Annotated in this window: 11 protein-coding genes; 10 read left to right on the top strand and 1 reads right to left on the bottom strand. The window is 68.0% G+C overall.

Annotated elements, in window-relative coordinates; translation table 11 throughout:
• Positions 1 to 232 precede the first annotated feature (232 nt).
• The gene (locus ACYC1Z_RS11300; protein ID WP_461409629.1) at positions 233 to 649 is read right to left on the bottom strand and encodes a hypothetical protein; all 417 of its coding nucleotides are present in this window, start codon (positions 647 to 649) and stop codon (positions 233 to 235) included.
• 1027 nt (positions 650 to 1676) lie between these two features.
• On the opposite strand from ACYC1Z_RS11300, the gene ACYC1Z_RS11295 reads away from it, so the two are divergent.
• From ACYC1Z_RS11295 to ACYC1Z_RS11250, 10 genes are all read left to right on the top strand, one after another.
• Positions 1677 to 2951, top strand: coding sequence for a hydantoinase/carbamoylase family amidase (locus ACYC1Z_RS11295; RefSeq protein ID WP_461409628.1), 1275 nt, complete (start codon positions 1677 to 1679; stop codon positions 2949 to 2951).
• An 8-nt stretch (positions 2952 to 2959) separates the two neighbouring features.
• Positions 2960 to 4390 carry an aldehyde dehydrogenase family protein gene (locus ACYC1Z_RS11290; RefSeq protein WP_461409627.1) on the top strand — a complete coding sequence of 477 codons (1431 nt, stop codon included), beginning with the start codon at positions 2960 to 2962 and terminating at the stop codon, positions 4388 to 4390.
• A 5-nt stretch (positions 4391 to 4395) separates the two neighbouring features.
• Complete coding sequence (locus tag ACYC1Z_RS11285) at positions 4396 to 5976, top strand: amidase family protein (protein WP_461409626.1); 1581 nt, start codon at positions 4396 to 4398, stop codon at positions 5974 to 5976.
• A 56-nt stretch (positions 5977 to 6032) separates the two neighbouring features.
• On the top strand, positions 6033 to 7271 hold the full coding sequence (locus ACYC1Z_RS11280) for an ABC transporter substrate-binding protein (RefSeq protein ID WP_461409625.1): 1239 nt from the start codon (positions 6033 to 6035) through the stop codon (positions 7269 to 7271).
• Positions 7272 to 7302: 31 nt separating this feature from the next.
• Positions 7303 to 8184 (top strand): branched-chain amino acid ABC transporter permease, encoded by an 882-nt coding sequence (locus tag ACYC1Z_RS11275; protein ID WP_461409624.1) that lies wholly within the window; start codon positions 7303 to 7305, stop codon positions 8182 to 8184.
• A complete protein-coding gene (locus tag ACYC1Z_RS11270) occupies positions 8181 to 9185 on the top strand; it encodes a branched-chain amino acid ABC transporter permease (RefSeq protein WP_461409623.1) in 1005 nt (334 codons plus the stop codon). Before ACYC1Z_RS11275 ends, ACYC1Z_RS11270 begins: the two co-directional genes overlap by 4 nt.
• Positions 9185 to 9943 (top strand): ABC transporter ATP-binding protein, encoded by a 759-nt coding sequence (locus ACYC1Z_RS11265; protein WP_461409622.1) that lies wholly within the window; start codon positions 9185 to 9187, stop codon positions 9941 to 9943. The genes ACYC1Z_RS11270 and ACYC1Z_RS11265 overlap by 1 nt, the downstream gene beginning before the upstream one ends.
• Before the next feature lie 3 nt (positions 9944 to 9946).
• Positions 9947 to 10636, top strand: a complete 690-nt coding sequence (locus ACYC1Z_RS11260; RefSeq protein WP_461409621.1) for an ABC transporter ATP-binding protein — start codon at positions 9947 to 9949, stop codon at positions 10634 to 10636.
• A gap of 75 nt (positions 10637 to 10711) precedes the next feature.
• Entirely contained in the window at positions 10712 to 11446 is a 735-nt protein-coding gene (locus ACYC1Z_RS11255) for a GntR family transcriptional regulator (protein WP_461409620.1), read from the top strand.
• 316 nt (positions 11447 to 11762) lie between these two features.
• Positions 11763 to 12098: a family 4 glycosyl hydrolase gene (locus tag ACYC1Z_RS11250; protein ID WP_461409619.1), complete on the top strand. Its 336-nt coding sequence runs from the start codon at positions 11763 to 11765 to the stop codon at positions 12096 to 12098.
• The last annotated feature ends 144 nt before the right edge of the window (positions 12099 to 12242 follow it).

Genomic DNA, 12242 nt, shown 5'->3' with positions numbered 1-12242 from the left:
CCGCGCTGCGTGCGGCGGGCCCCGAGGCGGTGTACCTCGCCGACGGCTTCTCGTGCCGCACCCAGGCCGAGCAGCTCGCGGGCCGCCACGGCGTCCACCTCGCACAACTGCTAGGTGGGGACACCAGGCCGAAGTAGGCAGACATGACCGGAGACCCCCCTGAGACGATGGGATATTGCGTCTGGTTCCGGCTGTGATGCTTGCGCGTAACGAGGCTTCGAGTACCCGGGTCTTACGAGATGCTTGCGCGCTCCGTCACCCGGATCACCTGGAAGATCACGGTCCTCCCGGGCTTGTGCGAGATGTTGACGGCCGCGTGGGGTGAGGATGAAGGCCACGCGCTGGGTGATGGTGATCGGCGTGGTTTGGTGGTCGGTGGCAGTGTCGCCGTCGTGGTCGCGGTGTCGCAAAGAGGGCATGGCGGTGCCCGGCCCCTCTGGCAGAGAGGGGCCAGCGACATGGGTCGGGTTTTCAGCGGCCCGAACAGCAGTCGGCCGCGGGTCCAGCCGGCGATGATCTGCCATGGCGGGTCGGGGTAGCCGAGCCGGCGCACCATGGTGGCCGCCACCAGACCGAGAGCCTCGACGGCGTCGGCAAGGACCGATACGCGCGGGACGATCGCGCCGGAGAGCGGGTCAAGGGCGAACATCAACCTGGTGGCCAGGGCGCGCGGGTCCTCGGCTCACGCCCGGGCGGCCCGCAGCCAACCCCGCACGGTGTCCTGAGGAATCCCCAGCGAGGCGGCGATCGGTCGATGGCCGTGCCGGCGGGGCGTGGGGTGTGGCAATTAGTTTGTGTAAGTGCGGGTCCGTACCACTGGCCGTGGTGGCCGGTGAAGAGGAGGATTCCCATGACGACACAGACGACGCAAGACCTGGCTGGCGATGCTTGCGTGACGAGGTGAAGAAGACCACGGCGACGAACACTTGGGCGTCTCCCCAGGGACGCAACCGCCCCGAACAGGCCGGACAGGAAAGCGAGCCCGCCCGCAAGGACAAGTCGGCTGCTGCCTCGTCCCGCACCAGCATCATGGCGACTCGATCCGTTCACGCGGCTCAGCCTGGCAACTGCCCGTGCCGGCACGGACGGTTGGTGTTGGGAGACTGACACATCCCGACCTGCCTGACAAGGCTGACCCAGGCCGAGCCCGAGGATCGCCACCAGCGGCCTGACCAGGCAGAACAACGATGACATCGACGATGACCACCACTGATGCTGACCCAGCACGTCGCCAGTCCTCGCCCTCGTGAACACTCAGCGAGTCGTCCTACATGAGGGGGCATCGGATGGCGCAGAATTCTGCCCCCTCCCCGGACGGCTACACCTCACACATTCGGCCGGTCCTCGACGCCCTGGCACGCGAGCGCACGGCTGGAACGCTTGGCTCAGCTGTCCGGACGATGCTTCTCTACCCGATGAACGCCCTGGCTAACGACCAGGTCAAGCGTCCGCGCGAGGTCCTTCGCGACTACCCACACATCACCTTCGGCCGCTACCTGGGGAGACCCCGGAGGACCCCCAAGAAGGCTCGTGAACTGTTTCGCTGAGCTCAGCTCAGGTGTGGATCCGATCCCGAACGAGTTGCTGTCGCGGACGCTCCGTGTATTCCTTCGGCAAACACTTGACAACAGACTCTGGAGACGGTGAAATGCCTCCCATCACATGTCGCAGGTTGCATGCAACACACTGGAGAAGCAATGACGATAGTCCAGCCCCTTCCGTCGCTCACGCCCGTTGGAGATCGGCTTCGGCGCACCTTCGACGACCTGAGCTCCGAAGGGGTTGGCGGCACGAGTGACGGCGGCTGCAGCCGACCCGCCCTCTCGACGGCCGACGTCGCGGCCCGGGCTATTCTCCGCAAGCGGATGGAGGCGCTCGGCCTGCAGGTCAGTGTGGACGACGGCGGGTCGATGTACGGCCGCATGGCCGGTGTCGACAACTCCCTCGCTCCGGTCGTCATTGGATCGCACCTCGACACGGTCGAGGACGGCGGGCGGTATGACGGCATTCTTGGCGTCGCCGTTGCCCTGGAAGCCTTTGAGGTCCTCCGCGAGCATGGCATCACCACGCGCCGGCCCATCGTGCTGGTCAACTGGACCGGCGAGGAGGGGGCACGGTTCAGTCCCGCCATGCTTGGCTCCGGGCTCGCGTTGGGCATCTTAGACGCCGACGCCGCGAGGGCCAGCCGGGACGCCGACGGGACCACCTTCGCGGAGGCCCTGAGCGCTGCAGGGTTCGCTGGCAGCCCTGCCGACCGCCCGGGTGCGATCCACGCCGCGCTCGAGTTGCACATTGAGCAGGACGTCCGCCTCGACCGACAGGAGGTGGCCATCGGGGTGGTCAGCGGCATCGCCCCGATGCGGTGGCTCGAGGTGCGGGTGACCGGTTCGTCCGGACACGCCGGAGGCCCGGGCAACGCCGATCGCCGCGACGCGGTGGCCGCGGCCGCCCGCATGGTGCTGGCGGCACGCGAGCGGGCACTGGTCGAGGCCGACTGTAAGACCAACACCGGCCGGTTCGTGCTCGACACCTCCGCGCCCAACGTTGTCCCCGGCGGCGTCACCTTCGTCCTCGACATCCGGTCGAGCGCCCAGGCTGCCCTCGACGGGCACACCGATGCACTCTCCCAGGTCCTGCACACCATCGCCGACGAGGAACAGGTGGACCTGTCCCTCCTGGAGATCCACCGGGTCCCGGCCACTGACTTCGACCCCGCGATCCGCGAGTTGCTCCTCAAGTCGGCGACCCGGCGCGGACACAGCGCTGTCGAGTTGCGCGGTGGCATCGGTCACGACTCGGTCAATCTGGCCAGGGTCACCCGCGCGGCGATGATCTTCACCCCCACCCCCGACGGTGTGTCCCACACCCCCGATGAGACCTCCCCGTGGGACGCGGTCTGCGCGGCCGCCGACGTATTCCTCGATGCCACCGTGACCCTCGCAAACGAATAGAGCACCCCATGACCACCACCTCAGCCGAACAGACCGGCACCGCTGCCTCGACCGCGCCCGATCTGGTCACCAGTCGCAGTCCGCAGGACCCCGGCGACATTTGCATCCAGACCCGCGCGTACGACGCCGCGGCAGTGCACGCGGCGGCTGCCACGGGTCGCCGGGTGCAGCAGCAGTGGTGGGCCAGCGGGCCGACCGAGCGGGCAGACACGCTCGCCGCCGTCGCGGAGCAGCTGGAGCGCCGCCGCGAGGAGATCACCACGCTCATGGTGCGCGAGGTGGGCAAGCCGCTCACGGAGGCCCGAGGCGAGGTCGCGCGCGCCATCGGCATCGCGCGCTATGTCTCCCAGCTCGCACTGGCCCCCGCCGGGAGCGTGCTGCCTGCCCGGGCCGGTACCCGGCTGTGGCATGAGCGTCGGCCCAAGGGTCTGGCCGGGATCATCACGCCGTGGAACTTCCCGCTCGCCATCCCCCTGTGGAAGCTGCTGCCCGCCCTCGCGGCCGGCAACAGTGTGCTGCTCAAGCCCTCACCGGACGCCACGGCGACGGCCCAGGTGCTTGGCTCGATCTTCGACGACGTCGCTCCGCGCGGGCTCGTCCAGGTCGTCCCTGGTCACGGCGAGGCGGGAGAGGCGGTCGTCGCGGCGGCGGACGTCGTCTCGTTCACCGGGTCTGAGCACGTCGGGTCGGCCATCGTGGTCGCGGCCGCGCGCCGTGCCGTGCCGATCCAGGCTGAGATGGGCGGGCAGAACGCCGCCATCGTGCTCGAGGACGCCGACATTGACGCCACCGCGCGGGCCGTGGCCGCGGCGGCGATGGGGTTCGCGGGGCAAAAGTGCACCGCCACCCGGCGGGCCGTGATCGTCGGATCCGCCACCCGGCGGGCGCTGGTTCGCGATGCGCTCGTCGCGGCGGTCGAGGGCCTGGAGGTCGGTGACCCGAGCCGAGAGTCGGTGCGCGTCGGGCCGGTCATCAGCGCGGCCTCCGCTCTGCGGGTAGCAGACGCGGCCGGCGCCACCCAGCTCGCCGGCGGTCGCGTGCTCACCGGCGGCACCGTGCGCCCGGAGGGCGCCGCGTTCATGGCCCCCTGCGTCGTCGACGAGGTGGCCCCCGACCACCCCCTGAGCCAGGAGGAGCTTTTCGGGCCCTTCCTAGTCCTGCAGGACGCGGCGACGGTCGACGAGGCCGTCGCCCTCGCCGAGGGCGTGCGGTACGGGCTTGTGACCAGCATCCACGGCCGGGACCTGCCGATGCTGCTCAGCGTCGTCGACCGGGTCCAGACGGGGATGATCAAGGTCAACGCGCCGACCACCGGGGTCGACTTCCACGGCCCCTTCGGTGGCGAACGCGACTCGAGTTACGGGCCCCGCGAGCAGGGCATGGGCGCACTGGACTTCTACAGTTCCGCCCGGACTGTAACCGTGCGAGGACAGGAGTGACCGCCGTGCCCGCCCGCCCCCACCCGTCGCTGGCTGACCTACGGTTCTGGGCTGAGCAGACCGGCCAGGTGCTGGACGATGACGCCCTGCAAGACCTGCAGCGCATCGTCGACCCGCTCGCCGACTCGATCGCCCGCCTCGACGAGCTCGCCGCTGCCACCGGCGTACTCCGCGCGACTGAGGGCCGCTCGGCCGCTGCTCCGGTGCCCGGGGAGAACCCGTTCGGCGCCTGGCGGTGGCGCTGCGCCGTAGGAGGGATGGGCGAGGGCTCGCTGGCCGGCAAGGCGATCGCCGTCAAGGACACCATTGCCGTCGCCGGGGTGCCGCTCTCGGCCGGTTCAGCCCTGCTCGACGGCTACGTGCCCGCGCAGGACGCCACGGCCGTGAGTCGCATCCTCGAAGCCAGCGGCCGGATTGTGGGCACGACCGTGTGCGAGAACCTGGCGCTCTCCGCCAACAGCCACACGAGCGACCACGGCGCCGCGCGCAACCCGCACAACTTCCTCCGGTCCACCGGCGGGTCCTCAAACGGCAGCGCAGCCGTCGTCGCGACCGGTGAGGTCGATGCCGCCCTGGGTGGTGACCAGGGCGGATCCGTCCGTATACCCGCCAGTTGGACCGGCGTGGTGGGCCTGAAACCCACCTTCGGCCTGGTGCCGTGCACCGGCACCTTCCCGTTCGAGTCCACGGTGGACCATCTCGGGATCCTCGCCCGTACCGTCGCCGACGTCGCCGCCGTCCTCGATGTGATCGCCGGACCCGACGGGCTCGACCCGCGGGCCACCGTGCCGGTCGCGGACGGCGGCTACCTCGCCGGCCTCGCCAACGGTGTGGCTGGGCTGCGGATCGGGGTGGTTACAGAAGGCTTTGGCTGGGAGACCTCCGACCCCCGGGTCGACGACGCTGTCAGAGCCGCCGCCGATGTCCTCGCCCAGGCCGGGTGCACAGTGGAGAACGTCTCCATCCCACTGCACCGCGAAGGACCGGCCATCGCTGCGGGTGTGTCCGTCCAGGGCTTTGCCCACACCGTCTTCGGTCGTCGTGCTGGGTGGCACCACGTGGGCCTCCTGGGCCTGTCGGACCGGCTCCACGAAGCGGTGGACCGTAACGCCAGCGCCCTGCCCGACACCGTCACCCGGTACCTCGCGCTGGCGCACCACCTCGACCGCACTGCTGGCGAGCGTTACTACCAGCTTGGCCGGCTCCTCGGCCGCGAGCTCACCCGGGCCTACGACGCCGTGTTCCACAGTTACGACCTGCTGTGCATGCCGACGACGCCGACCCTCGCCCAGCCGGTGCCCACTGACGGCACCGACCGACTCACGGGCATCACCCAAGCCTCCCAACCGATCCTCAACACATGCGCATTCAACGTCACCGGCCACCCCGCGGTGAGCGTGCCGTGCGGCGACATAGACGGCCTACCCGTCGGTCTGATGCTCGTCGCTGTCAAGGGGGCCGACGGCCTCACCCTCAGAGCCGCCCAGGCGATCGCCACGGCGCTGCCGCCCCGGTCTTCAGCGGGTCGCGTCCGACGTGACGTCCGGTCCCCAACCCATCAATCAGCCAACCCATCAATTCGCTAGACCACGCCGCGGCTTCGCCGCCCGGCACTACCCGTCCCCAGGAAGGAAGCTTGACGATGAAGCGAGCAGCAATTCCCGCCCTATCTCTCGCCGCAGCCCTCGCGCTGACCAGCTGCGCCGTCCAGCGCGGCGAGGCGACTGACGCCACCGCCGCCGCTCCGGCCGACTACAACCCCACCTGCACCGCAGAGGGCAACTCCCAGGGTGTCACCGACGACACCATCACCCTGGGCAACCTCGGCCCGCTCACCGGCGTCGCCGCCGACCTCGGCCTGCGCGGCCGAGACGGCCTCCAACTAGCCATCGACCAGGCGAACGCCGAGGGCGGCATCCAGGGCCGCCAACTCAAGCTGGTCGTTAAGGACGACCAGTACGATGCCTCCACCGCACAGGCCGCCATCCGTGAACTCGACGCGAGCGAGGAGATCTTCCTCCTCGCCGGCGGCGTCGGCACCCCGAACTTCGTCGCGATCCTGCCCTACCTGAAGGACAACGGGATCCCGGCTATCGGCCCCTACGCCCCATCCAACCAGGTCGGCGTCATGGAGAACCCGAACGTCTATATGATCTGGCCAAGCTTCACCGATGAATTCCAAGTGGGTTTGCGGTGGCTGGTCGAGAACGAGACCCCTGAGAGCATCGCCCTGGTGCGCATGGAGGGCGACGTCGGCGATGACGGTCTGAAGGGCATGGAACTGGCACTGGAGGGCACCGATCTCAAGGTGGACCCGATCGAGACCGTCGAGGCGACCACCACCAATTTCACGTCGATTGCCCAGTCGCTGAAAAACTCCGGCTCGGACGTCGTCGCGATGATCTCCCCGGCCGGCAACATTGGTCAACTCATCGAGGCGATGCACGCGATCAACTACTATCCGCGGTTCCTCGGCCAGTCCGACATGAATGACCAGTCCTTCCTTGACCCGTTCGGGGAGGCAGCGGAGGGGATGACGATCACCACCAAGGTCACCCCGCTGAACAGCGACCAGCCGGAGATGCAGCAGTTCATCGCCGCCTTCGAGGAGGCCTACGGCGAGAAGCCGAGCATGTGGAACCAGATCGGCTACACCTCCGGCCTGGTCACCCTCGAGGCACTGCGGCAGGCGCCGAAGCTCACCCGTGAGTGCGTGGAGGAGACCTTGCAGGGCATGGAGGGCTTCGAGACCGGGTTCATCCCGCCGGTCACCTTCTCCGCCAAGAGCCGCCAGGGCACCAGCGCCGTCGGCGTCGCCCGGATCGAGTCCTCCCAGATCACCGAGCTCTCGCCGTTCGCCCCGGTTAACCGCGAGAAGTGACCGCGTTCAGGACGAAGGACAGGGTGCGACGATGACGGGTCTGCTTCAGGTGCTCACCAGCTCCATCGTGACGGGCACGGCGTACGCCGCGTTGCTCGCGGGGCTGCTGGTGGTGTACCAGGTCAGCAGAGCGGTGAGTTTCGCCCACGGCGCGCTGGGCATGCTGGCGGCATTCCTGAGTTACGTGCTCCATGCCCAGCACGGCCTTCCGTTGCCGTTGGCGATCTCCATCGGCCTGGCGGCGGCCGCTGTCCTGTCGCTGGCGACCTACCGGCTCGTGCTCGAGCCGGTAGCTCGCCGCACCGACGGCGAGGGGCTGGACCTTATCCTCACGCTCGGCGTGATGTTGCTGCTCGTGGCATCGGCCGAGTTCTTCCTCGGCACGACGACACAGTCCTACCCCAAACTTGGCACGGACGTGCCGACGCCGCTGGGGCCGATCTTCCTTAACCTCAACCAGCTCGCCGGGACGATAGCCATCGTCGCCGGGCTGGCGCTGTTGTATTGGTTCCTGGAGCGCACCCCGGTGGGTCTGGCGCTTCGGGCCTCTGCCAGTGACCCGGCCCTAGCCGAGGGAATCGGGCTCAACACCGTGCGGATTCGCACCTGGACCTGGGTGCTCGCCGGGGTGACTGCCGGGGTCGTGGGCATCCTCATCGCCTCGCGACTGTCGGTGAGTTCGCAGTACATGCAGCCCTTCCTCGTCAACTCCATGATCGCCGGCATGATCGGCGGCTTCGACCGCTTCGTCCGGCCGATCGTCGTCTGCTTCCTCCTGGCGATCTTCGAGGGGGTAGTGACGTACTACGTCGGCACCAACTACGCCACCCCCGCCGTCTTCGCCGCGTTGATCGTGCTTCTCGCGGTCCTCCCCAAGAAGTTCCTTGCAGAGAAGGGAACCGTGCGCGCATGAGCAAACTCCTACATGCCGGGGCGGTCTCGGCCGCCCCGGCCCGTCCCGTCGCGCCGACGTCACTGCGGTGGCGGTCGTCCTACCTGCTCGTCGTCGGTGCGGGTGTGGTCTTCGGATTGGTGCCGACCGTGGCCAACTCGTACTGGATATTCTTGTTCGCCACGTTCTTCGCCTACGCCCTGGCCGTCATGGGCGCGCGGGTGCTGTTCGGGATGGCCGGACAGCTCTCGCTCGCCCAGGCCACGTTCATGGGCATCGGCGCGTACACGGCGGCGATCTCCACGACGTACCTCGGACTGACCGCCCTCTACGAGATCCTGCTCGTCATCGCTCTGACGGTGGCGGCGTCCCTGCTCGTGGGGCTTCCGGCCCTGCGGGTGAGTGGGCTGCGGCTGGTGCTGCTCACCCTGGCGTTCGGTGAGCTCTTCCAGTGGTGGCTTCGCCAGCAGCGGGACGTCACCGGTGGACCGCAGGGCGTGGCCGTGGACTCCCTATTCATTCCAGGGGTCGACACCAACTCGCTGCACTTCCTCTACTTCGCGGCGCTCGGTTGCGCGGTCGTGGCGACGTTCTTCCTGGCCCGATTGCCCCACACCCAGCTCGGCCGCCGGCTCGAGGCCGTGCGCAGCTCGGATATGATCACGCTCTCCGTCGGTGCGCAGCCACGCGTAGTGAAGCTCATCGCCTTCATTATCGCCGGCGTGCTGGCCGGGATCTCCGGGCTGCTGCTTGCCCACATCGACGGGGCCGTGTCGCCGAAGTCGTTCGATCTGTTCTCGTCGGTCTACATCATCGTCGCGGTGATCATTGGCGGCGCGCGGTCGACGGCTGGCGCATGGATCGGCGCGGCGTTCCTCACGTTCGTCCCAGCCCTGTTCAGCACCCTGGGCCAGGACCGCCTGTACGTACTCGTCGCGGGGCTGATCATGATCGTGGTCATCCGGCTCCTACCCAACGGACTGGTCGGGCTGCCCTCTCTCCTCCCCCGAAAGGCCCGATGATGCCAAGCCTGACCCTGAACGACATCTCCGTGCGCTTCGGTGGCCTCGTCGCGCTCGACAGCGTCAGCGCCGAGTGGACCGGCCCCGGCGTGATCGGCCTGCTCGGCCCCAACGGCGCAGGGAAGACCACGCTGCTCAACGTCATGTCCGGCCTGGTGAAGAGCACCTCCGGGTCGGTGCACTACGACGGGCAGGACATGGCCCGCTGGGGCGCGCAGAAGCGGGCCGCGATGGGGGTGATCCGCAGCTTCCAGACCGCGCGACTCCTCGAGGACAACACTGTTCTCGACAACATCATGCTTGGCGTCAACCGGTTCGACGACGCTGGTTCGATGCGCCAGTTCTTCGCAAGCCCGAAGAGTTGGCGAAACGAGCAGAAGTGGCGGGCCGAGGCGATGGCGATCGCCGAGCGCCTAGAGCTCGCCGACCGGCTTAACTACCGGGCGTCGGCCTTGTCGACGGCGACCCGACGGTTGGTGGAGATCGGCCGGGTTCTGATGGCCCAGCCGAACGTCGTGCTCCTAGACGAGCCAGCGGCCGGCCTGGATGCCGGCAGCCGTGAGCACCTCGCTGACCGGATCCGGGAGCTACCGGAGCTCGTAGGCTGCCTCGTCGTCCTGGTGGAGCACGACGTCGGCCTGGTTCGCCGCTGCTGCGAGCACAGCCTTGTGCTCAGCGCCGGCAAGGTCATCGCCAGTGGGCGGACTCTCGACATCCTCGATGAGCCCGCCGTCCGCACCGCCTACTTCGGGGAGTAATACATGCTTGAACTACAGGGTGTCAAGGCCTGGTATGGGCGGACGCAGGCCCTATTCGACGTCGCCCTCGCCGCACGTCAGGGCGAGATCCTCGCACTGATCGGGACGAATGGTGCGGGGAAGTCATCCACCGTGCGGGCCGCCCTCGGACTGATCCGAACCGACGGAACGGTCAGGATGGCCGGCACGGACGTCAGCGGGATGAGCACCTGGAAACGCGTCCGAGAATTCCGCATCGGATTCGTCCCGGAGTCCCGATCGCTGTTCCCGGCGATGACCGTCCGGGAAAACCTGGTCGTGGGCGCCAAGATCGCCCCTGAACGCCTCAATGAGGCGACCGACCTGTTCCCTTCGCTCTCCAAACGGATGAACAGCGACGTGGGGGAGCTCAGCGGGGGCCAGCGGCAAATGGTCGCGCTCGCGCGTGTTCTCATGCGGGAGCCCCGCCTCGTACTCCTTGACGAGCCAGTCCTCGGCCTGGCGCCGACCGTGGCTGACGAGGTCTACCGCGGGATTCGCCAGGTGCTGGCCCCAGGTGTCACGGTGGTGCTCGTCGAGCAGAACGCCGCGCGCATCCAGGCGGTTGCGGACCGCGTGGTGCTGATCAACCGTGGCCGCTCGGAGGAATCGGTCGCCGGTGACGATTCCGATGGCCTGCGGCGGCTGGAATCCGTCGCGTTGGGGGACCGATGAGGCCAAAATGTTCCGGTCAAGGTGGAAGAATGCAACCGAAGTTCGTTCTAGTGGTGAAGGTGAAGTGAAGCCGGAATGGTGATCCTGAAACAGATCTCGCTGGGCGATCAGGTCCTCGACGAGATCCGACGCCTCATACGGGAGCACGAACTCACGCCAGGGCGGCTTTACTCGGCGAGCGAGATCTCTGAGCGACTCAACGTCTCACGTAGCCCCGTTCGGGAAGCGCTGCTGCGGCTCGCTGAAGCGGGCATGGTCGCCTTCCACCCGAACCGCGGGTTCGAGGTGTTCGTCCCTGGGGTGGCGGGGATCTCCGAGATGGTTGCCGTCCGACTCGCCCTGGAGCCCACGGCAGCTCGCCTCGCAGCCGGTTCCGCTGACGAGCAGGACCGGCAGGTGCTCAGGGACATCTTCACCCAGCTCCAGGACGCCGCCGGTTCGCCAGAGAGCGGCGGGTTCTCCGAGCTGGACCACCAACTGCACGACCACATCCTAAAGATGGCCGGCAACCAGCGTGTGCGGGAGATCCTCTCGCAGCTCCACATCACGACGTCCATCTTGGCCGACTCGGCCTTCGAACAGGCGAGGAGTCTTGAGACCATTGCCGCGGAGCACGGGCAGATCGTCGACGCCATCCTCGACGGAAACGGGGCGTTTGCGGAAGAGAGAATGTACCGCCACCTGGAGTTGACCGGCAAACTGCTCCTGGTCCGGGAAGCCGCACGGTCATCGGAACCGGCCGAAGCGGAGAAGGTGTGGAACGCGACGGCATACGCTTTCACCTCCCGCCGAGAGCCAGTCGCGCAGTAGGCGGCTCCCAGGCGGCGGCTGGACGAAGCGCGGCCCGCGCATACGCACGACGTCTGGGGCGTCTCGGGTACTACCCGACAGAGTCCAGCGAGCACTCCGCCGAGTACCTCCCCTGGTCCATGCGCTCCGACGCCGAGGTCGAGCGACTCCGAATCCCGGTCGGCGACTACCTGGGAATCTCACGGGACGACGTCGCGGAGTATGAGGAGACGCGACGTAGGGTACGGGCCGGTGAAGATATCGGCTAGCGGGAGCACGCCGCACGGGAGTACGCGCCGCAGATCATCCACAGCATCGTCACCGGGACGCCCCGCACGTGAACGTGTCCAACGCCGGGCTCATCGAAGGGCTGCCGGAGACGTTCACCGCCGAAGTATCAGCCGTGGTGGACGGCGACGGCATACGTCCGCAAGCCGTCGGCGCGCTGCCCCTCCAGCTTGCCGCCGTCAATGCCGCCTTCGTCAGTGTGGGCCTGCTGACGGTCGCTGCTGCCGTCCAAGGCGAGCGGCGCCTCCCGGCGACAGGCGGCGATGGTGGACGCAAACACGTCAGCGAGTCTCACCGTCGAGCAGATCGGGATCAGTGCAACGCGATGGTCGAGGCGCATGGCGAGCTGCTGCCCCCTGCCCTTCGGGTGCAGATCTCGGCATGATCTGAAGGCGAGGAGGCGTGCGCCGGAACCTGTCAACCTGTTTGAGTCAGTTACGGTCTTAAATCGGGCTCTCCTGACGTACCTGTGGGTGGTTTGGCGCGCCGTTGACGGGCGCACGCCGCTCTCTGCTTAGGTTTCTGGCTG

The organism is Georgenia sp., assembly GCF_054605595.1.
Note: the sequence above shows the minus strand (reverse complement) of the source record. Positions and strands in the feature narration are given on the sequence as shown.